The 21,428-nt window shown below is 30.5% G+C and carries 19 protein-coding genes and 1 pseudogene; 9 read left to right on the top strand and 11 right to left on the bottom strand.

Features of this window, described 5'->3' with window-relative positions; all coding sequences use genetic code 11:
• The first annotated feature begins 95 nt into the window (after positions 1-95).
• On the top strand, positions 96-2,336 hold the full coding sequence (locus KO500_RS13000) for an efflux RND transporter permease subunit (RefSeq protein ID WP_215956986.1): 2,241 nt from the start codon (positions 96-98) through the stop codon (positions 2,334-2,336).
• A gap of 8 nt (positions 2,337-2,344) precedes the next feature.
• Here the strand turns inward: KO500_RS13000 and KO500_RS17505 are convergent, their stop codons facing one another.
• The 4 genes and pseudogenes from KO500_RS17505 to KO500_RS17370 all read right to left on the bottom strand — a co-directional run bounded on the left by KO500_RS17505 (position 2,345) and on the right by KO500_RS17370 (position 7,721).
• Positions 2,345-2,470: a hypothetical protein gene (locus tag KO500_RS17505; RefSeq protein ID WP_289847676.1), complete on the bottom strand. Its 126-nt coding sequence runs from the start codon at positions 2,468-2,470 to the stop codon at positions 2,345-2,347.
• Between the two features lie 213 nt (positions 2,471-2,683).
• A complete protein-coding gene (locus tag KO500_RS12995) occupies positions 2,684-4,912 on the bottom strand; it encodes a TonB-dependent receptor (RefSeq protein WP_215957076.1) in 2,229 nt (742 codons plus the stop codon).
• Between the two features lie 36 nt (positions 4,913-4,948).
• Positions 4,949-6,226, bottom strand: coding sequence for a tetratricopeptide repeat protein (locus KO500_RS12990; RefSeq protein WP_215956985.1), 1,278 nt, complete (start codon positions 6,224-6,226; stop codon positions 4,949-4,951).
• Between the two features lie 94 nt (positions 6,227-6,320).
• Positions 6,321-7,721 (bottom strand): annotated as a pseudogene (locus KO500_RS17370) (DUF4331 family protein).
• Between the two features lie 176 nt (positions 7,722-7,897).
• Between KO500_RS17370 and KO500_RS12975 the strand changes: the two are divergent.
• Positions 7,898-9,082: an LETM1-related biofilm-associated protein gene (locus tag KO500_RS12975; protein ID WP_215956982.1), complete on the top strand. Its 1,185-nt coding sequence runs from the start codon at positions 7,898-7,900 to the stop codon at positions 9,080-9,082.
• Between the two features lie 94 nt (positions 9,083-9,176).
• On the opposite strand, the gene KO500_RS12970 is transcribed toward KO500_RS12975, so the two are convergent.
• The 5 genes from KO500_RS12970 to KO500_RS12950 form a co-directional block, all read right to left on the bottom strand.
• The gene (locus tag KO500_RS12970) at positions 9,177-9,932 is read right to left on the bottom strand and encodes a LytR/AlgR family response regulator transcription factor (RefSeq protein ID WP_215956981.1); all 756 of its coding nucleotides are present in this window, start codon (positions 9,930-9,932) and stop codon (positions 9,177-9,179) included.
• A 20-nt stretch (positions 9,933-9,952) separates the two neighbouring features.
• A complete protein-coding gene (locus KO500_RS12965; protein ID WP_215956980.1) occupies positions 9,953-10,276 on the bottom strand; it encodes a 2TM domain-containing protein in 324 nt (107 codons plus the stop codon).
• Positions 10,263-10,613: a 2TM domain-containing protein gene (locus tag KO500_RS12960; protein WP_215956979.1), complete on the bottom strand. Its 351-nt coding sequence runs from the start codon at positions 10,611-10,613 to the stop codon at positions 10,263-10,265. The genes KO500_RS12965 and KO500_RS12960 overlap by 14 nt, the downstream gene beginning before the upstream one ends.
• A gap of 19 nt (positions 10,614-10,632) precedes the next feature.
• Positions 10,633-10,935 (bottom strand): 2TM domain-containing protein, encoded by a 303-nt coding sequence (locus tag KO500_RS12955; RefSeq protein ID WP_215956978.1) that lies wholly within the window; start codon positions 10,933-10,935, stop codon positions 10,633-10,635.
• Between the two features lie 99 nt (positions 10,936-11,034).
• Complete coding sequence (locus tag KO500_RS12950; protein WP_215956977.1) at positions 11,035-12,366, bottom strand: 2TM domain-containing protein; 1,332 nt, start codon at positions 12,364-12,366, stop codon at positions 11,035-11,037.
• A gap of 323 nt (positions 12,367-12,689) precedes the next feature.
• Between KO500_RS12950 and KO500_RS12945 the strand changes: the two genes are divergently transcribed.
• Complete coding sequence (locus KO500_RS12945; protein ID WP_215956976.1) at positions 12,690-14,267, top strand: histidine kinase dimerization/phosphoacceptor domain -containing protein; 1,578 nt, start codon at positions 12,690-12,692, stop codon at positions 14,265-14,267.
• A 2-nt stretch (positions 14,268-14,269) separates the two neighbouring features.
• Positions 14,270-14,677 carry a response regulator gene (locus KO500_RS12940; RefSeq protein WP_215956975.1) on the top strand — a complete coding sequence of 136 codons (408 nt, stop codon included), beginning with the start codon at positions 14,270-14,272 and terminating at the stop codon, positions 14,675-14,677.
• Here the strand turns inward: KO500_RS12940 and KO500_RS12935 are convergent.
• Positions 14,672-15,133, bottom strand: a complete 462-nt coding sequence (locus KO500_RS12935; RefSeq protein WP_215956974.1) for an Lrp/AsnC family transcriptional regulator — start codon at positions 15,131-15,133, stop codon at positions 14,672-14,674. The two genes, KO500_RS12940 and KO500_RS12935, sit on opposite strands and share 6 nt — an antisense overlap.
• A gap of 363 nt (positions 15,134-15,496) precedes the next feature.
• Between KO500_RS12935 and KO500_RS12930 the strand changes: the two genes are divergently transcribed.
• The 5 genes from KO500_RS12930 (at position 15,497) to KO500_RS12910 (ending at position 20,533) form a co-directional block, all read left to right on the top strand.
• Positions 15,497-17,050 (top strand): NAD(P)/FAD-dependent oxidoreductase, encoded by a 1,554-nt coding sequence (locus KO500_RS12930; protein WP_215956973.1) that lies wholly within the window; start codon positions 15,497-15,499, stop codon positions 17,048-17,050.
• Between the two features lie 120 nt (positions 17,051-17,170).
• Positions 17,171-18,286 carry a tyrosine-type recombinase/integrase gene (locus tag KO500_RS12925; protein ID WP_215956972.1) on the top strand — a complete coding sequence of 372 codons (1,116 nt, stop codon included), beginning with the start codon at positions 17,171-17,173 and terminating at the stop codon, positions 18,284-18,286.
• A gap of 166 nt (positions 18,287-18,452) precedes the next feature.
• Entirely contained in the window at positions 18,453-18,965 is a 513-nt protein-coding gene (locus tag KO500_RS12920; protein WP_289847675.1) for a YfbU family protein, read from the top strand.
• A 2-nt stretch (positions 18,966-18,967) separates the two neighbouring features.
• Positions 18,968-19,462, top strand: coding sequence for a hypothetical protein (locus tag KO500_RS12915; protein ID WP_215956970.1), 495 nt, complete (start codon positions 18,968-18,970; stop codon positions 19,460-19,462).
• A gap of 156 nt (positions 19,463-19,618) precedes the next feature.
• Positions 19,619-20,533 (top strand): ATP-grasp domain-containing protein, encoded by a 915-nt coding sequence (locus KO500_RS12910; protein ID WP_215956969.1) that lies wholly within the window; start codon positions 19,619-19,621, stop codon positions 20,531-20,533.
• A 49-nt stretch (positions 20,534-20,582) separates the two neighbouring features.
• Here the strand turns inward: KO500_RS12910 and KO500_RS12905 are convergent.
• Positions 20,583-21,428, bottom strand: an 846-nt coding sequence (locus KO500_RS12905) for a transposase (protein WP_252732502.1), incomplete at its 5' end; no start/stop codon positions are given.

Here is a 21,428-nt window from a genome sequence, read left to right as displayed (position 1 = left end):
TCAATACCGTTTAATTCATTTAATCTACATAACTTTAAAAAAGTTGTTTTAGATTGTGAGTTAAACGGTTTTTTATTTATAGATTTTTCAAGTTCATGCTTAAAATATTATCCTTCAAAAAAATCATATTAGGCATATTTGTCTTCTTAGCTGTAGGATCAGGTTTTTTGCTTCCTTCTCTTAAATTTTCTTTTGATTTTAGTCAGTTTTTCCCCACTGGAGATGATGATTTATATTTTTATGAACAGTTTATTAAAGATTTTTCTACAGACGATAATTTTTTATTAGTTGGCATTGAAAACAACTCCACTGTTTTTGAAAAAGATTTTCTATTACGATGCAAAGCTTTTACTGAAGATGCTAAAACGCTACCTTTTGTTACTGGTGTAAATGCTATAACCAATCTTTCTTATCCACTAAAAACATCATTTGGCTATACCAAATTACCAGTACTTCATATAAATGACAGTACTCGTTATGAAGCTGATTGGAAAAAAATACAAGAAGACAATTTATTTATAAAATCATTTGTAGCCAAAGATGCTAAATCGTTAGCTATATTTTTAGAAACTGAAGACAATCTTGATTACAAACAATCCATACATTTATTAGATAGCACACGAAGCCTTCTTAAAAAACACCAATTAGATAAAACACATTTAATGGGAAGAACTTCGTTTTACGAAGCTATGGTTGATATGCAAAAACGAGAATTACTTGTTACCTCCGCCATTTCAATAGTTTTAGTTTTAATAGTCTTATTTATAATTTACAAAAGAACGGCTATTGTATTCATAACACTGTCTTCTATTTTTATAGCCTTATTAATTTTCTTAGGGACTTTAGCTGTATTAGGTAAAGAACTAAGTGCTTTAGCCGCCTTCTACCCTATTTTGATGCTAATTGTAGGTACATCAGATGTGATACATATTTTTGATAATTTTTTAGAAAAACTAAAAACAGGAATTGAGAAAAAAATAGCTATTGTACAATCATTAAAAGAAGTTGGCCTATCTACTTTACTAACATCAATTACTACAGCCATAGGTTTTTTATCATTATTGTTTTCTAAACTTGTTGGTATACGTGATTTTGGAGTTAACTCTGCCATTGGTGTTTTAATAGCATATATCACAGTTGTATTTTTTACTAGTGCTTTAGTTTTAACCTTTAGTAATAAGAGGCTATTACCTAAAAAAAACGAATCATTATTTTGGCAAAAAAACTTAATTAAAATTAACTCATTCACTAAAACAAAACCAAAACAAATTATAATGGTTAGTATTTTAGTTACAATACTATGTTTTTACGGCTTATCATTAGTAAATACGAATTACACCTTTAAAACCACCTTACCTAATAAAAGTAAAATAGCCGATGATTTTCAATTCTTTCAAAAAAATTATTCTGGCTTTAGAACTATTGAAATTGCCGCACTAGCTAAAGATGGTTATCTAGTGACAGATTATGAGATTGCTAAAGAGATTGAAAAAGTAAATCAACAACTACAAGCTACGGACAATATTGATAACATACGATCAGTAAATGCAATTTTTAAAACTTTTCATAAAGCTAACAATGTAAATAAGCGTGAATTTTATTCGCTACCCAAAACGGAAAGAGAATTTAATAGCTATAAAAAAGATGCTAATAGATATGCAAAACAACAATTAAGTAAATTGATTGATAGCACAAAAACTAAAGCTCGTATAATTGCCAATGTACTTGATATTGGCACCGATAGCCTTGTAAAAACCTATGCTGTTATAGATAATTATGTAGCAAGGAATATAGATACAACTAAAGTAAATTTTAGAGTTACAGGGAAAGGAATGCTAATGGATAAAAATGCGGCATACATACAAGGTAGTTTGTTACAAGGTTTATTTATGGGCTTGTTACTTGTAGGTATTATAATGGCTTTTTTGTTTAAAAGCTACAAACTCGTGTTTTTATCATTAATACCAAATATGCTACCCTTATTATTTGCTGGCGCTTTGTTAGGCTTTTTAAAAATACCCTTAGACGCTCCAACATCAATTGTATTTGCTATAGTTTTTGGTATTGCCGTAGATGATACCATTCATTTTTTAGGAAAATATAAAATAGCAACTACTAAGGGTTTAACAAAAGAAGAAGCTTTAAAAACCACTTTTTTAGAAACTGGTAGGGCATTAATTATCACCACGCTGCTTTTATTTTTTGGTTTTATGGTGCTATTATTTTCAATTCATACCCCGAGTTTAATAATAGGTCTGCTAATAAGCGCTACACTTTTAACAGCCTTATTATTTGATCTTTTACTCTTACCTGTATTAATTAGAAAGTTTATGTGATTCAACAATCAATCTTTTTGTTTGTCTTCACTTTCTATATTGATTTCTTTATTCAATTGTTTTTGAGCTCTAACAATTATAATTACAGCAAATAAGATATAACAAAAAGAGAAGCCTAATAAGTAATATTCCATTTTCAGTGGGTGTTTGGTTTTAGTTTAGTTCTCGTAAAATGACTCTAGAGTCATTTATGTGATTACCATACTTACGGAACTGACTATCAAGAGGTTTTACCCATTCAACGTATTTTACCTTCATTTAAACGAAAAAAAGCACTGTAGTTTACCATCTACAGTGCTTCAACCTAAAAAACAAAAAAAACAACCACTTGTTTTTAATTGTTAACCTTAAAAATTATATGTGATACTTCCTTTAATAAAAAATGGAGTACCTGGTGTAAAATGTATTTCTTCAACTGACTCATCTTCATCTTGTAATCTTGATTCTGTTGCGAATTGGGTTTCATTCCATTCTGTATCAAACAAGTTTTCAATAGCCATACCTAAAGTTAGATTCTTAGTAATGTTATAATTCGCATTTAAATCAGTAACAAAATACCCTTCAGCAACTATAGAGTTATCTTCATTCGCTGGTCTGTCATCAATAAATCTGTACTTTACACCACCTGAAAAACGCTTTAAATTAAGTACACTTACCCCCCCTGTCATTGTAAAATCTGGCGCTAGGGGAATATAATCTTGACCATCAGCTTCTTCTACGCTACGTGCTTTCGTATATGTAGCATCAGTATTAAAAAATAACCAATCGTTAATTTGATAACGCACTCCTAAATCAAGCCCTAAACGTCTTGTTTGTCCGCTTGGTTCTACAATACCTGCATCACCTACATAAACAAACTCTTGTTCTAAATACAAGAACCAAGCCGTTGCATTTACGAATAATTTAGAAGTTGGTTTTATAATAGTTCCTAAATCAACACCATAAGCTGCAGGTAAAATGTCTTTATCATTTTCTTCAATTACTACACGAGAATCATTAGAATGAAATCCGATTCCTGATTTTAAAAAGAATTGTAGGTCTTGACTGCTTGAGTATAACACATTAAATTTTGGAGAAACAAACACTTTAGTTTCTGCTGTATTTGTATAGGTATCTTGTAATTTATCTTCGTATTGAAATTTGAAATAGTCTAAACGAACCCCTGGTATTATTGTCCATTTGCCTTTCTTATAATCAAAACTACTATATAAGTATGAGTTTGTTTCATCAATATCACCCAACTGAATATTTTCTAAAGTCTCATAGCGGTTCACGGTATGTGATAATTCAACATCATCAATATTATCAAACCTAAAACCTGCTCCTACTTTTAAAACACCTTCTGAATCTGTAAAAGCAATTTTTTTATTTAATTCAGAATTTAAACCAAATATATTTCGCTCTTCTTTTTGTCTTATTTGATCTCCGTTTACAGGATCGTCAAGAAAAAATGTGAAATTAGAATACAATTCAAATTTATAATTTGAATAATATGCGTTAGTTTTTACAAACGTATTATCATCAATAACCTTTAGTAAACTAGCATTTAAATTTGAACGTGATGTTGTACCACCCTCAGTATCATCAATAGAACCAAAACGTGTAATTAGTCCACTATCTACCGCTCTTTGTGGCACTTGACCTGAAGCATCCCAAGTACTTGTAAAATGTGATGCCGTTAATGATAATTTACTAGCATCTTTTAAAAGTGTGGTATACTTACCAAATATATTTACACGTGAAAAGTTTTGTGGCGAATCAAAAGCACCATCAAACTGAGTTAACTCAGTTGCTATGTATGCATTATCATTATCTGAGTCTACTAAATTGAACATCCCTAAGGTTTTAATCCAATTAAAATCTCCGTATTCAAAACGCACTAAACTGTTATCAATATTATCTTTTGTATTAAAATCTACATAAGCTGCTGTAGAAAAATTACCTTTATTAGCATAATAAGGTCCTTTCCCAAAATCTATATTATCAAGTGTTTCTGGTATAACAAAATGAAGATCTGCATACCCTTGACCGTGTGCATGTGACACCATGTTTACGGGCATACCATCAACCGAAACAGCAATATCAGTACCATGATCAATATCAAAACCACGTAAAAACATTTGTTCTGCTTTACCACCACCTGCATGCTGCCCAATAATTAAACCAGGTACTTGGCGCAGTAACTCTTGTGAAGATTTTACTGGTGTTGTTTTTAAATCTATTTCAGAAATTACGTTTAAACCATTTAATTCTGGTCTAATTACCACCTCATCTAATTTAAACTGTTCTTCTTCTAAAGTTATCGTTACTCTTTTAGAAAAATCATTTTCACTTATTATGTAACTTAATTTACCAAAACCTAATGCTCCAATTTTTAAAGTATCACCTACATGGTTACCTTCAATTTTAAAGAAACCCAACTCATTACTATGTGTATGTTTTTCTGTGGAAATATTATAAATGTATGCTCCCTCAACAGAAACATTTTTTTCATTTATAAGCTTACCTTTAATATCTTGGCTCCTTATATTTTGAGCGAATAGAATTACAAAAAGAAGTGTACTCAGTCTTGCCATTGTTTGTATGTTTTTTATTTTCAAAACTAAGATTTTTTATAATGATTCAATATTAATTAACATATTTGGACCTAATTCATACACTGCTCCTGAAAGCTCGTTCTTCAATTCTTTAACCTTATTGTTATTACCCGCTACTTTATAAATTTCTGCACTTCGTAGAAGTATTGCAGGCTCAAAAGTTTTGCCTTCAATATGGTTTTCTACTATTGCTAAAGCTTTTTTATTATCGCCTAATTTTAAATGTGTATAAGCCAAAAGACTATAAGACTCAGGAGTTGGTCTGTTTTGAACTTCTCGTTTGGATAGTGCTAATGCTTTTTCAAAATCCTTAACACTAGTAGTATATAAATCTACATTGTAAGCATTATACATGTCACCATAAGCTTTATTTTTTACACGAATTAAATATTCATCTAAATTTAAAAGTTCTTGTTTTCTATTATTTTGATATGATGCTATTTCAGATTTTAACAAGTAATAATCTGGTGCATCATAATTTTTAGTGATTGAATCTAGAATTCTTAAAGCTTCTTCAGGGTTTTTCTCATAAGAAAAAACAATCCAAGCAATACCTTTTTTAGCATATGAGTTTTGAGGATCAATTGCTAAAGTCTTTAAATAATGCTCATAAGAATCTTTGATTCTGCCTGCATGACCATAATAATCTGCTAAATTGGTATATGACCAAACTTTTAAATGACTTGCTGTAGACCTATCTGCCAATTGCTTTGCTTGCTCCATATAATTAATGGTTGTTGGCAATTCACCTTTATAATCATTCCATTTTGCAGCGCGTATTAAATACCCAAAACTAGATGGATCAGTAATTTTATTTAAATATTCTTTGGCAATGTTATAGTTTCCTAATTCCATATGAACATCAAATAACAAACTGTGAGTTTCTGTAATGCCAGATCCTATCTCTTGTGCTTCTTCTGCAAGAAATAAAGCTTCTTTAAATCTATGCTGCGAAATGTAATTGCGTGCAAGTTCCCGCCTAAAACCAGCTCTTCCTGTAGCTGCAATTTCTACGGCTTTTTGTAATGACTTTTCAGCTTTTTTTAAATACTCAATGTCACCTGTAGCTTTAAAATAAGCATCATATTGACTAGCAACTATACCAAAACTTGATAATTGTGTACTATCTTCTTTAATTTTATTGTTCCAGAGTTCAAAGTATTTTGAAGTGGTATCTGGTTTTTTTGACACTAAATACTGTTCATAATCTGCAGTGTTCGTGATCCTATTTTTTTCTTCTGTATTACATGAAAACAAAAGCAATAGCGGTAATAATATGAATAATGATTTCATTTGTGGTATATTTTTAATTGTTTTTAGGCTGTATTTTAAAATATGGGAGAGCTAGTAATTACTCTCCCATAATTTTTTCATAGCAATTTAATTTCTATTCCGGACTTGATAAGTACGGGAAAGAACTTGAGATACTTGCTGTTAAAGCAACACCGTCAGAGGTAAGTCTTGGTAAATCAGACACACCATCACCGTCAGTATCTTGACCACTAAAACGATCACCTTCTTCACCACCAAATAATAAGATTAATGATACATCAATTACATCATCTTGTAATGTTCTACCTGTTAAGCCAACTTCGTCTCCGTCTGGAACCAATATTCTACCATCACCATCATTATCAGTACCTGGGTTAAAATAAGTTGTTGGTAAATTAGGAGCAATATCTAAAACATCAGCTGCCAAATAACCAGTAATTGTAGCCGCATCAAAACCTAAAATGTTAGTTTCATAATTTACATCTGCAGGGTCTGCACCTAATAAATTTGCATAAACGTCATGATATGCTTCTAATCTATCTTCAAATGAAGTAGCAAAAGTTGCCCCCATATCTGCTGGTAAAGTTGTGTTTTGACTGTCTTTTGTAGCATCATCAGCACTTAAAACAGTATTTATACCAGGTCGACCCATGTGATCTACTTGTGCATAAGTTCCCGTAAATTCAACTTCAGTATCAGACATCATATCAGTATCTTCAGTAAAGTCATCATCATTATTACAAGAGGCAAAAAAAGTGATTGCTAAAAAATAGCTAAACGCGTATATTAAATTTGATAGTTTCATAGTTCTATATATTTTATATTGAGAGAGTTATTATTGTTTTTTGTTTGTAGTTACCCAAGCCTTATAAACTTCAAGGCCTAATGCATTTGTAGCCGTTGGCGTACCTAACATTGTATTTGGTATTTCAATTGCAATTGCCATTGTATTACTACCGTCAAAAGTGTCAACAGCTTCATCAACATCTTTAAAACCTTCAGGAGCAGTACCACCAATTACTTGGTTGAATTGATTAAAATCAAAATAGAAAGCATCTTGTCTTGGTCCCGCAAATAGCTTAACACCATCAGCAGTAGTTTCAACGATTGCATCACTATCAGATATTTCAACACTGCCTAAAGGAGAATCTGTTAATACTTCACTAGTTAAACCAGTTTGTGAAGGAGCAACAGGACCAAAGAAATACATCATTCCATCTCTTGGAATTGCCTGTATAACAGTATCTTCTACTAAATCGCCATCAAGGTCAATATTAATTTCTAAAAGCACATCTTCATCAAAAGAACCATATGCTAATGATGGGTCTACATTAGATTGTAAATCAACTATTAAAACAGTATTGTCAGAACCTTCTGATGGTTCAAAAGCATAAAAGTCAGCAATATCAGCGGTGGTACCAGCAGTAGAAGGAGCATCAATATGATCGGCTGCTACTAAAACAATGCCTGTAATTGCCATAAAAGCAAGTCCTAAATAAATTTTTGTTTTTTTCATGTTATTGAGTTTTTAGATTATTAATTCAGCAACACTTACGAGATAATTGAAAGAGGGTTTGGTTTTAAATGTTAAAGTAATGTTAACACATGCTTAATGGTTTACATTTCAAAAGTTTATAAATTTAATTTCTATGTATTTTTAATATAAATTAGCACTTTATAAAAAGTAATATAATGAACCCTTCTTCATCTGGCTGGATTGATAAGTTTGGACACCTTGCTAAAGATTATCATGGCCTTTATGATAACTTTAATGAACTGTACCAGCACTTAAAAAGCACAGGGTTTATTTATGGGATAAATATTAATATTCCTGAATTTATACATCCAGAACATCCATTAACGGAAGATGAAAAAGCAAAAATTAACCTTATTACTGCGCTATATTTTACCTATAGACAAAAAGAAAAAAGCGCAGATTTCAATACTTTTCTTGACTATATTTTTAAGTTTTACACCAAATTAGGAGTCGGAAAAATATCATTTTTAAACAAAATTTTATCAGGAAACAAGACCTCATCTCAGCTAGAAAAGCTGATAGATTCAAGAATATATATTGATGATAATTTAATTAGCAAAACCTTTAATAGTGTAATTACAAACACACTTTTATTTATAGATGTGCTCACATTTAAGCATTATATTGAAGACAATAATGACATAAAAGAGCATGCCAAAAACTTAGAATATATTGCAATTAACATAACATATCACGCATTAAATTCGAAAGAAAAAAACGTAAAAGATAGAAAATTAGCACAACTTTTTTCATCATCATTGACATTTGTTGACAACTCCATTGAGCAATTTGATGGCACTTATAGAGACCTTTTTATTGGCAATTTTGACCTGTTTGAAAACTACTATTTTTTTGATATTGCATGCCTAAGTGTATGGGAAGATCAGTCATTAGAATACCAAGAATCCACCTTCTTATTTGACCTCGGAAAAGACCTCGGACTGAGCTATAAATCCATCTCAAATTCCATTGATGATATTGCATTATTTTTTGATACAAATGCTGCTAAAATTCCTCATCTAAAAGACAGTAATTTGGCTCTTCAATTTTATGCAAGCATGGCTAAAATTGTAAATAAATTAATTTTGAGAAACAGTAAAAGACTGCAAAAAGAACTATCTGAAAGTAAAGAATTAGTGAGTCTTTTATCTAAATCTACCGTTAAAGATTTAACACCTGAAGAGAAGAAAAAAGTGCAAAATCAATTGCTAGATATTTTTAAAAGTATACCTTCACTAGCTATTTTTATATTGCCAGGCGGTGCTGTATTATTGCCTATTTTTATAAAATTAATTCCTAAATTGCTACCTTCTGCTTTTGATGACAATCGTGTAGAATAAAACAAATTACTTTATACAAAAACGCACTATAGAGAAATCTTATAGTGCATTTTAAAAATTTACATTAAATTATTAATCAGATATTTATAATATTTTATTGCAACCATAACTTAAAGTCTTTTACACGCTCTCTACTCACTATAATATCTTGCTCATTAAACTTTAATAATTTAATTTGAAGTCTAGAATTGGTGTATGAAACTATATCTTTTATAAAATTAACATTCACATAAAATTTACGACTTACTCTAAAAAATATTTTAGGATCTAAGTCGTCTTCTAAATTTTCAAGGGTAGTTTCAAGTAAGTAATTTCTACCATCAGAAGTTGCAACATAGGTGCCTTTATTTTCGCTATAAAAACATTCTACCTCATCAGCATTTATAATTTTTATGTGTTGCCCTACTCTAGCTGTAAATCGTTTTTTAAACTCTCTATCAACCGGATTAATTAAGAGCTTTTTTACATCGTTAAAATCTAACGCTATTTTAGTTTTTTGATGGTTTAAATTTTGGTATTTTTTCACTGCTGTTTCCAACTCTTCATCATCGATTGGTTTTAACAAATAATCAATACTATTTAGCTTAAAAGCCTGAAGTGCGTACTCATCATACGCAGTGGTAAATATGATAGCACTTTTTACATCAATAACATCAAAAATTTCGAAAGACAAACCATCTGAAAGTTGAATGTCTAAAAATATTAAATCAGGATGTTCATTTGTTTCAAACCAATGAATTGCTTCTTCAACCGAATGCAACATTACAGACACCTCAACATTTAATTCTTCAAGTAATCTATTCAGCCTTCTTGCCGCTGGTTTTTCATCTTCAATAATTATCGTTTTCATAAAATGGTTGGTTGTAATTTTTAATCTTTGTTTAAATATTTATTCATTTGTCGTGCTTCCCAATTTGCATATAAATGAGGGATGTTTCCAAAAATATAAATTGCATGCAACCCTAAAAATAAACCCCATAAAATTGGCATGCCGTAAATATTCCAATTTACATATTTTACAATTTCAGAATTGCCAAGTATATCTCCATGGAAAAAAGTGAAAATTATTTTTTTTCCTAAAATCAATACAGCTGCATTTACGATTACATAAAACACAAGATGATCATAAAATTGCTTTAATTTCTCTAAACGTTTTTCCGCTTGTGCATATTTAACTTCTCTAATATTTTCCATTTGTTCTCTGGTTAAATTTTACAAAATCGTCTTTATCTTCTTTCATGTATTTTTCTATCTGGCGATCTTCCCAGTTTTTATTAAATAGAAAATTTATCCCAAATACTTTTTTTGCATGAAAAAACAATCCTATCCCCCAAAAGAACCATGTAGAAAAGTTTGAAAAATCAAAAATTATATCAAAAAATGAATTGCCTCTATTTAAGCCCGCTACTAGCTTAATTAAAAATATTGTGATATTCACTGCCAAATAAACTATAAAATGCACGTAAAAGCCTTTTAATTCACTTACACGCTGCTTTGCTCTTTCTTCTTTACTTTTAATTTTAGTTTCCATTTTAAAAATCTTTTATATTTTACTCCCAACGGTTTTTAATTTCATCTTCCTGCATGTACTTTTTTATTTTTCGCTCTTCCCAATTAGCTCCAAACATAGCATTGTAACCAAACAGTTTTATAGCTTTAAAAATTACACCTACTGATATACCAAACACAACCCATAAAAACCAAGGGTGTCGCCATTCATTTACATAATAATTAATTGCCGCTACGATTGTTATAGTCACTACATTTGAAACAAGTGACATGTAAAAACTCTTCACTGTATCAACACGTTCTTTTGCTTTAAAATATTTGTTTTGTCTATCTGTTGTTTCCATTTGGTTGGTTTTTTATTTGTTTATTCAAATTTCTATCAATTGAAGCTACTTTCTAAATATTGATTTCTGAATTGTATAATTTAACGACTGAATTGTATGTTAAAAATTTTCATCTTCTAAATATTCTTTCATTTTTCGTTCTTCCCAATTTTTACCAAATAAGGGGTTGTAACCAAAAGCTTTCATTCCGTGAGCCGCTAAACCGAAACCCCAACCGATTACAGGAAAAAATACCCAAAGAAAATTAGAGGTCTTAGAATTTTGGACAATTAAAAACGGTATAACAATACAATAGGCTATTAAATGCTTATAAAAACTTTTAATCTTTTCTACTTTTTCTTTTGCTTTTTCATAGCTCTTACTTTCTACGTAATCATTTTGCGCTGTATCAAATGATATTTTTTTAGTAAGTATCGGCAAGGCTACCACAAACTCTTTTTCCTTTTTTTCAATACTTACCGTTTTGTCAGAAAGTATCGCATAACGTTCTTGAATGTTTTTTAAACCTACACCACTACTCTTTTTAACTACTTGCTTTTCTTGTAAATTATTGGTCACCATTAGCAACCCGTTCTCTTCAAAAACCTTAATGCGCAAAGGTTTTGCGGTTGTAACTATATTATGTTTTACTGCGTTTTCTAATAACAGTTGTAATGACAAGGGAATTATTTTAGCATCTGGAATACTACTTTTCTCAGGTATTTCAAAAACTATACTATCTTCAAAACGCATTTTTAAAAGACGTACATAAGTTTTTGCAAAACTTAACTCTTCGTCTACCAAAACTAGATCTTTATTTTTTTGCTCTAAAACATAGCGATACACTTTTGATAGTGAAGTTGTAAATTTTTGTGCTTGGTACGGGTCTTCTTCTATTAAACTTGTTAATACATTTAAACTATTGAATAAAAAATGTGGATCTAACTGGTTTTTTAAGGCATCAAACTTGGCTGATGCTGTACCAGCAATTATTTTTTGCTCTTTTACTTTTATATTTTGAGAAATCTTATAAAAGTAAATAGCATGTGAAAGTACTGAAAAGAAAATGGTGATAATTAATGAAATTCCATAAAAAATAGGCTTTTCTCCATTTATGAATGTATTGAAGTCTTCTCCGTTAAAATACATTTCAACAGTTAACCGAATTAAAAATACTGTAAACATTGTGAGTACAACACTACCCAAAGCACCTATTAGCAATCTAAATTTTCCGTAGTTTTTCCAAACCACTTTGTTATCTAAATAATTAAAGAAAGAATAATTAACCAATGTTAGTAATATTGAATACAAAAAATAATAACTGATTTTATAACTCAAAATAGTCTGCGCACTAATTGTATTACCTGCCAAAAACTGAAAACCAATATCAATAAAAGCAACAGCAACCCCTATTAAAAAACCTATTCCTATTATTTTACCTAAATACTTCATACTTTACTTTATTAGCTACCCCAATTTACAATACAATTATTCTACACTAACAAAAATTGCATTAATACTTAATACATAAAAGGATAAACTACTCAACTGTTAATTTTAATTACTAAGCTGTATTTTACGAATAACAATTTATTAAAATAATTTTTAAAGTTTAACCACCTAATTAACAATTACTAACCGTTGACCAATTGTAAAAATGAAAGAAATATCTTATTTATTTATATTATTTGTAGTAATTTTACTACTATTAGAATAATTAACATTACTTTAATACAATACCCCCCAAGTTATATTGTATTTAATTAAAATTTTATATGAGTAAGAGGTTGGTGGTTATTTCCGTAATCGTATTTTTAATATTGAGTGTTGCCATTTGGTGCGTTTACATTCATAGGCTTGAGTCTTTCAAGCAAAATGTTTATAAAATAGAAGCTGCACAATCATATAACGATTTAGAAAGTGCCGATATTTTATTAAATAATTTATATGTAAATAGCAGAAAAACAGTGATGTTTTTATACTATTTAACTGAGCATGTTTTTAATGAAAACAACTCCGTATCAAAAACTAAAGAAAATTTCTTTTATTTTTTAAAAAGCGACCCTAACTATTTTCAAGCTAGAATTATTGACAATAATGGCTTAGAAATTATAAAAACTGAAAACGTTAACAATAACATTTCTGTTTACACAGACGATAAACTTCAGAACAAAAAAAATCGGTATTACTTTCAAGAAACTATAAATCTAAAAAAAGGGCAATTTTATGTTTCTGATTTAGACTTAAATGTAGAAAACGAACAAATAGAAAAACCTTACAGACCTACAATTCGTTTTTTTACTCCTTTTTTTGACAAGAAAAATACCCCAATAGGCGTTTTGGGCGTAAACTTAAATGCATCTTCTTGGATTAAAAAATTATCACATAGAAATACTACCATATTAAACTCTAAAGATGAGGTGTTTTTTAGTACAGATAAAAACGAAGAATTATATACTTTATCTAAAAAAGATTTAGATACTAAAGATGAGCATGGTTTCCCTATGTATTTATCAAAAACTATTTCATTAGAAGGTAACAATAGATGGACAATTTATTCAACCCTAGATGCAATAAAAATAAAAAAGAAAATAAGTGACTATAAAAATAATACCATAGTAATATCTTTATCTTTAAATATCGGAATCTTGTTTTTCCTGTATATTATTTCAAATTTATATTATAAAAACAAACGCATATCACTACTAAACACATCTGTAAGTGCAAGGCTTGAAGAACGAGATACGTTGCTAAAAGAAATACACCATAGGGTTAAAAACAACTTACAAGTAGTAACTAGCTTACTAAACCTACAATCTAGATACATTATTGACCCTGATGTTAAAAGTATGCTTCGCTATAGCCAATATCGCATACAATCAATGGCCTTATTACACGAAACATTATACAAGAGTGAAGATTTAAGTAAAATTAATTACGCTAATTATTTAAGCCAACTCGTAAACGGTTTAATTGTTTCTATGAAAGGTAGTAATAATAAAATAGGCTTAGAATTGGATATTGATGACGTGTTTTTTAATATAGACACATCAATACCGCTAGGTTTAGTTATTAATGAAATTATTACAAACTCATTAAAATACGCATTCCCAAATGATGAAGGAATAATCTCTATAGAATTAAAAAAATTGAATAATGAAAATTACCTTTTGAAAATTGGTGACAACGGTAAAGGCATACCTGAGAGTATCTCTTTTAGAACTACCAATACACTAGGCTTAAAACTAGTACACAAACTGGTGTTACAATTACAAGGTAATATTGAAAAAGATAGTACCAAGACTGGTACTAACTATATAATAATGTTTGAAGAAATTCAAGAACTCTCTTAACTATGGAATATAACATACTAGTCGTTGAAGACAATTTTATAATTCAAATGTTTATTGAAGAAATTTTAATAGGCATTGGCAACACAAAGGTTAGAACTGCAGGTAGCGGTAAAGAAGCACTAAAACGCCTGGAGGAAGAAAAACCAGACCTAATTTTTATGGATATTGGAATTGGTAAAGGTTTAGATGGAATACAAGTGACAGAGATTGTAAACGAAAAATATCGCGTTCCAGTAGTTTACTTAACTGGTAATTCTGATATATCAACCTTAGAAAGGGCCAAAAACACCAACCCAATACATGTTATTTTTAAACCTATTGATGAAGGCAAATTGCTAAATGAATTTAAAGTAATTACGCAAAAAATGGTAGATTACTACAATCAATTTGAATCTAGAAAAACATTATAATGGTACCGCATAAGTCTGCTTAATAGTACCAATTACAAACGTACTATGTGCACTACCTATATTTTTAACTGACCCAAGACTATTAATCACAAAGTCTTGATAATCTTTCATGTTTTTAACCAACACTTTCAACCTAAAATCATAATCGCCAGATATATTGTAACATTCCGTTACTTCTACAAGTGACAAAATATCTTTTACAAACCTGTTTCCTATTTCTTTAGTGTGTTGTTTTAGAGTAATATCACAAAAAACGATTAGCTCACGCCCTAGTTTTTCTGCATCAAGTATGGCTACATATTTTTGCACATAACCTTCTTTTTCCAATTTACGCAGCCGTTCATAAACTGGCGTTTGTGATAAGTTTACCAGTGCCGCTAACTCTTTAGTTGTATAATTTGAGTTCTCTTGTAAATGATTTAACAACTGTAAATCGGTAACATCTAAATTTTCCATAGATAAATTTTCTCTGTAAGTGTTTTTTCAATTACTAACTAAAACTTAATTCTTCAAAAATAATACTATATAGTAAAATACCCTTATTTATGTAAAAGTAAAAGACACATTAACTATTCAATATAAGTTAGAAAAGAAAATACATCTTTTAAAAACAATATCTTAAATAAGAGCTAACAAAATGTGGTAACCGATACATAAGTGTGGCGTTAAAAAAAAGCATAGCTGCATAATTCATTTACCATTTAGTCTTCTAAAAACGTCTTTTTGTAACTAAAAGGCGATTTATTTCTGTTTCGCAAATAATACGCCATGCATACCAAATAATTAGTGGTGTTCATTTAAAACAATTAATTTTGCACTATGGTTAGAACATTTCAACTCCGAGTATCATTAAAAGAAGAAGCAATACCAGGCATTTTACAAAAAAAAGCCGCTAAACACGTTGGTGCGCAAGAGAGCGACATTGTGGTAAAAGTATTGCGTAAATCTATTGATGCCCGCAAACCACGCATTTACATTAATTATAAGCTAGAAGTTTATATTAACGAAAAACCATCAGAAACTCCTGATTATTCGTTTACTTATAAAGATGTTTCAAAAGCCAAAGAAGTCCATATTATTGGTTTTGGTCCTGCAGGAATGTGGGCCGCTTTGCGTTGTTTAGAGTTAGGTTTTAAACCCATTGTTTTAGAACGTGGTAAGAATGTAAGAGACAGGCGAAAAGATTTAAAAGCCATAAATCAAGATCATATTGTTGGTGAAGATTCTAACTACTGTTTTGGAGAAGGTGGTGCAGGTACCTATTCTGATGGTAAATTGTATACGCGTAGCATTAAACGCGGTGATGTTCGCCGTATTTTTGAAAGTTTAGTACATCATGGTGCAACCAATCAAATATTAATTGATGCCCACCCACATATTGGAACTAACAAACTACCAAAAATTGTTCAGAATATTAGAGAAACAATTATAGCGCATGGTGGTGAAATTCATTTTGACACTCGCGTAGTTGATTTTACCATTACTAATAACAAAATAAAAGCCATACAATTACATAATGGCAACGAAATGGCTACCAACAGAGTAATATTAGCTACTGGTCATTCGGCTAGAGATATTTATTATCTGTTACACAAAAAAGAAATCGCACTTCAAGCAAAATCATTTGCAATGGGCGTTCGTGTCGAGCATCCGCAACAAATTATTGATAGTATTCAGTACCATTGTAAAAATGAGCGAAATGAACTTTTACCTGCCGCATCATACAGTTTAGTAGAGCAAGTAAAAAATCGTGGCGTATATTCATTTTGTATGTGCCCTGGTGGTTTTATTGTTCCTGCCGCTACTGCACCTGGTGAGGTAGTTGTAAACGGTATGTCGCCTTCAAAACGTAATAACCTATTTGCAAATTCAGGTATTGTCGTTGAGATTAATGCTGATGAAGATTTAAGAAAATACGAGCAACACGGCGTTTTAAAAGGATTAGAATTTCAAAAAGACTTTGAACGGTTAGCATTTACTGCTGGTGGGCGTTCACAAACTGCACCTGCACAACGATTGACGGATTTTGTAGAAGGAAAGCTATCTAATGACCTAAACCCAACATCATACCAACCAGGTCTAAAATCGGTACCCATGCACTCACTTTTACCTAAATTAATAGGTAGCAGATTGCGCGGTGGTTTTAAAGCCTTTGGCGAAAAAATGAAAGGGTATTACACTGAAGAAGCTAATATTGTTGGTGTAGAATCTAGAACATCATCACCCGTAAACATCCCAAGAAAAGATAACTTACAACATCCAGAAATTGAAGGTTTATTTCCTTGTGGTGAAGGCGGTGGTTATGCTGGTGGTATTGTTTCTGCTGCCATGGACGGTGAACGTTGCGCCGAAGCTGCTGTAGAAGGTTTGTAAATTACTTAACCTATTTTGAGGCTTATTTAATGCTAATATAATAATATGGCAGTACATTTTAATTTGAAAAATGTAGCATTCCATTATTAATTTAATATTTTAAAGCATTAAACACTACCAATGAAAGAAGTAAAACTTGTTTCGTTTACACATAAAAACGAAAAACAAATAGCCATTCACTTTAAATATGATGATGATTTAAGGGTTCATTTAAAAAAATTAGATGGTGTAAAATGGAGTAACACAAAAAAGGTTTTTTACATAAAGCACTCTTCAAACGAAATTAAAAAAGTATACAATCATTTAAGAAAAGTTAATTGCTTTGTTGATTATAGTGATATTAAAAAAGAAACATCTGAAAAAAATACAACCACTAAACTTCTAAAACTTCCTCAACTTAGCGAAATTCAAAAAAATGATTTACAAAAGTTTAAAAAATGGTTACAACAAAAAAGGCTAAGTGAAAATACCGTAAACACCTATGTTGAAGTAACTGCTTTTTTTATACGATATTCTTCTCTTAAAAACACAACCGATTATTCAAAGCGATTAATAGAGTCATTCAATTATGATTTTATCGTGAAGCCAAACAAATCAGTCTCATACCAAAATCAATGCATTAACGGAATAAAAAAATATTTAAATTATAAAGGAATAGAAGTTGAAAAACTGGCATTAACACGACCACAAAAAGAGAAAAAATTACCCGTAGTTTTAAGTATTGATGAAGTGAAACAAATTTTTGATAATATCCATAACCTGAAGCACAAAACATTATTAAGCTTAATATATTCTGCCGGATTAAGAATTGGAGAAGCCACCAATTTAAAATTGAAAGATATTGATAGCAAAAGAATGTTAATTCACATTCAAGGAGCTAAAGGAAAAAAAGATAGATACACATTATTATCAGAAATGTTTTTAGAGTTACTAAGAGTTTATTACAAACAATACAAACCAACTAATTATTTATTTGAAGGACAATATGGTGGCCAATACAGTAGCTCTAGTGCACAAAAAGTATTAAAAAATGTAGTAGATAAAGTAGGTATACGAAAAAAAATCACACTACATTCTTTGAGACATAGTTTTGCTACTCATTTATTAGAAAACGGTACAGATATTAGATATATTCAAGAGCTTTTAGGGCACAGCAGCCCTAAAACAACAATGATCTATACCCATGTAAGTGAGACTAGTATAAGAAAAATAAAAAATCCATTTGATAACTTATAAAACATACCTAAATTGCATTTAGTAGGAATTTCCATCTTTTTTTCAACGGAAGCTAAAACAAGTAAAAAACCAAAAACTTCCGCATAGCCCTCCAAAAAGGCAAGATAAAAGGATAAAACTTCCGCATATAAACAAGTTGCCACACATTTAAAAAAACTACGATACAATGAAATTAGATAAAAAAGAAAGACTGAAATTTTCATATATGCTTAAGATTCTTGAAAAACTTTATCCGGAAGAACAAGATTATTATGCAACTCATAGAAAAGCGATTGAAGAAGGTTATGAATTACATTATGAATGGTTAACTGAACATTTATACGAAGGACTAACAGAAGCTGAATGCAGAGAAGTTTTAGATATTTTAGATATGTATCGTGGAATTATATTCAGTTTTAATGCCATAAAAGAACCAAAGAAAATTACAGCTGATAATGTTGCTTTCCCTGGGTTTGACGGGAATAATGAAACGCTACAAATGACTTATGCTCAATACTTTATTCAAGATTTAGGAAGATATAAAGAAATTGAAGAGTCAAATGGAGGCTACTTTAATAGTCACTCACATACTTTAGGCAGATATCGAGCAATGTTACAAAAATGGAATTCCTTGGAGCAAGATGTGAAATACAAGATGAGTGAAGAAACGCTATTGGATTTAGTAAAAACAATAGGGTAATTATGATTTGGACTATAATAAGTGTTATTGGTTCTATTGCATCAATCTTTGGTGCTATTTATGCAATAAAATCAGAGAAAAAAGCTCGTGCATCTGCTGAACTAGCAGAAGACGCAAAAAATCAAGTTTTATCGAAAAAAAGAACTACAGATTTGGTTGAAATTTTACACGATTCTAAAAGAATACAAAAAGTTTTTGTCAAATATTCAACAGCACAAACTCAATCTATTCTCAAAGGTTCTGATTTCAATGAAGATGCTAGACTTTTAAGAGATTTTATTTCTAAAATAAATGAAAATAGAACACTAATAAAAGAAAACTCAGAAGTTGACTCGGATAGATATTACAATGATATTAGCAAACTCTTAGATAGTTATTGTGCAGACAATACAATTAAAAATAAACAAGAACAAGGGAAGTTAATTATTATAAAATTAGATGATATGATTTATAAACTCAGAAAATCTATTGATAGTAGGAATGAAAAAACCGATTAAAAACGTGTGGCAACACCGTATATAATTTATTGCTAGTTATAGCCTACTTACGAAAATCCTCGCGGATCTTATATTAGGTTTGTATTTACTAAATTAGTTGCTTAAAACACGCAACAAACCATATACAACAACGTTGTACACCATTAGAATAAACCAATGAAAATTATTTTTTGCGATAGTGTAATTGACAATAAAATAGTAGAGCCTGACTATCAATCAGAATTCAATTCTGCTAAAGAAAATGGATTTGAAACTAATATTTTTAGTTTTGAAGAATTAATTGATGGAAATATAAATAATGCGTTAAAATTTATCAAAAACAGTGAATCTATAGATTATGGAATTTATCGTGGTTGGATGATGACTCCAAAAGTTTACGAGAAATTCTACAATGGACTTTTAAAGAAAAACATTAAGTTAATCAATAATCCAACTGAATATGAACATTGCCATTATCTACCAAATTCTTATAATAAAATTGATGGAGAAACACCAAAATCAAATTGGACCAAAGATTTATCTATAGCTAATCTAATTGAACTAACCAATGAATTTGGAGATAAGCCGATAATTGTGAAAGATTTTGTGAAATCTGAAAAGCACAATTGGAATGACGCTTGTTTTATTCCAAATGCAACTGATAAAATTAAAGTAGAAAAAATAGTTGACAGATTTTTGGAATTACGAGGCGATTATCTGAATGAGGGAATTGTTTTTCGTGAGTTCGAAGAATTGGAATTTCTAACTGACCACTCAAAAAGTGGAATGCCATTAACAAAAGAATTTAGAATTGTATTCTTGAATAAAGAAGTAGTTAAAATCTATAATTATTGGGACGAAGGAAATTATGATTCTGAAAAACCAAACATTGATTTCTTCAAAAATATTGCAAAAGAAATTGAAAGTAACTTCTTCACTATGGACGTAGCAAAGAAGAAAAATGGAGATTGGATAATAATGGAATTAGGAGATGGACAAGTTGCTGGACTTCCTGATAATGCGAATAGAAGTGAATATTATGAACAAATGAAAACGGTGTACAACAATGGTAACCGTTGCACAACTCAATAATTTATAAAATAATGACCTTTATAACCGTCTTATAATGCGGTTTCATTTTTTAAATCGGTAAGTAATTGTGTATTTTCAATGTACTTATAAGAGATCTTTTAAAGTCATACCACCTCTTTTTTAGAAGAATATGTAAAGCAGACATTCCTGCTCCACTTTTTGTTCGTTTTTGAGTGAATTTTAGATATTTCTTCAAATTATAAGCAATGGCGGCTAAGTGCATAACCTTATTGGCTTGTTTTAACCCTATTGTATTTATTTTTCGCAATCCCATAAACTGAGTTAAAGTACCAAATACGGGTTCAACTGTACTTTGCCGTTTGCCTTTCATGTAGCTGCCCTGTGGACTGTGGACCCTAGCATTATTACGTTCGTATTCTGCTCTATAATAAGTAACACTAAACTTCTTTTCTTGGGCACTTCTCCCTAGACAGCTATTGCGCATTGGGCAAGCAACACAAACATGTTTTCGAGCCCTATATTCTTTCTTCTTTGTTCCTGTTCTATAATCATTAAATACTTTGGTAAAAGGGATAATCTTTCCTTGTGGACACTGATAATAATCTTCTTCCCTGTTATATATAAAACCATCAGGTCCGCCTTTATAGGTCCCATGTGGTGGAATAAAACTCCTAAGTCCTTTTTGCTCTAAATAAGCATAGTTCTCGCCACTACTGTAGCCAGTGTCTGCTACACAATTCTCCCAAAACAGACCCTGTTGCCATAAACGCCTGTGTAAGCGTTCTACTATATCTGGTAATTGTTGGTTGTCTTTACCATCGGCATGATAGGCTTGAATATCGGTAATCACATGACTAGCCGTGTCGACACTTAACTGACTCAAGTAATTTAGCTTCCGAGCCTTGCCGGGCTTTACACTAATCCGAGCGTCTGG

This window comes from Cellulophaga baltica, from assembly GCF_018861125.1.
In the GTDB taxonomy this organism is placed as follows: Bacteria; Bacteroidota; Bacteroidia; order Flavobacteriales; family Flavobacteriaceae; genus Cellulophaga; species Cellulophaga baltica_A.
Note: the sequence above shows the minus strand (reverse complement) of the source record. Positions and strands in the feature narration are given on the sequence as shown.

Excerpts from the sequence above, each read along its gene's own strand:
- KO500_RS13000 (WP_215956986.1), top strand. The coding sequence starts at position 96 with ATGCTTAAAATATTATCCTTCAAAAAAATCATATTAGGCATATTTGTC.
- KO500_RS17505 (WP_289847676.1), bottom strand. The coding sequence starts at position 2,470 with ATGGAATATTACTTATTAGGCTTCTCTTTTTGTTATATCTTATTTGCT.
- KO500_RS12995 (WP_215957076.1), bottom strand. The coding sequence starts at position 4,912 with ATGGCAAGACTGAGTACACTTCTTTTTGTAATTCTATTCGCTCAAAAT.
- KO500_RS12990 (WP_215956985.1), bottom strand. The coding sequence starts at position 6,226 with ATGAAATCATTATTCATATTATTACCGCTATTGCTTTTGTTTTCATGT.
- KO500_RS12975 (WP_215956982.1), top strand. The coding sequence starts at position 7,898 with ATGAACCCTTCTTCATCTGGCTGGATTGATAAGTTTGGACACCTTGCT.
- KO500_RS12970 (WP_215956981.1), bottom strand. The coding sequence starts at position 9,932 with ATGAAAACGATAATTATTGAAGATGAAAAACCAGCGGCAAGAAGGCTG.
- KO500_RS12965 (WP_215956980.1), bottom strand. The coding sequence starts at position 10,276 with ATGGAAAATATTAGAGAAGTTAAATATGCACAAGCGGAAAAACGTTTA.
- KO500_RS12960 (WP_215956979.1), bottom strand. The coding sequence starts at position 10,613 with ATGGAAACTAAAATTAAAAGTAAAGAAGAAAGAGCAAAGCAGCGTGTA.
- KO500_RS12955 (WP_215956978.1), bottom strand. The coding sequence starts at position 10,935 with ATGGAAACAACAGATAGACAAAACAAATATTTTAAAGCAAAAGAACGT.
- KO500_RS12950 (WP_215956977.1), bottom strand. The coding sequence starts at position 12,366 with ATGAAGTATTTAGGTAAAATAATAGGAATAGGTTTTTTAATAGGGGTT.
- KO500_RS12945 (WP_215956976.1), top strand. The coding sequence starts at position 12,690 with ATGAGTAAGAGGTTGGTGGTTATTTCCGTAATCGTATTTTTAATATTG.
- KO500_RS12940 (WP_215956975.1), top strand. The coding sequence starts at position 14,270 with ATGGAATATAACATACTAGTCGTTGAAGACAATTTTATAATTCAAATG.
- KO500_RS12935 (WP_215956974.1), bottom strand. The coding sequence starts at position 15,133 with ATGGAAAATTTAGATGTTACCGATTTACAGTTGTTAAATCATTTACAA.
- KO500_RS12930 (WP_215956973.1), top strand. The coding sequence starts at position 15,497 with ATGGTTAGAACATTTCAACTCCGAGTATCATTAAAAGAAGAAGCAATA.
- KO500_RS12925 (WP_215956972.1), top strand. The coding sequence starts at position 17,171 with ATGAAAGAAGTAAAACTTGTTTCGTTTACACATAAAAACGAAAAACAA.
- KO500_RS12920 (WP_289847675.1), top strand. The coding sequence starts at position 18,453 with ATGAAATTAGATAAAAAAGAAAGACTGAAATTTTCATATATGCTTAAG.
- KO500_RS12915 (WP_215956970.1), top strand. The coding sequence starts at position 18,968 with ATGATTTGGACTATAATAAGTGTTATTGGTTCTATTGCATCAATCTTT.
- KO500_RS12910 (WP_215956969.1), top strand. The coding sequence starts at position 19,619 with ATGAAAATTATTTTTTGCGATAGTGTAATTGACAATAAAATAGTAGAG.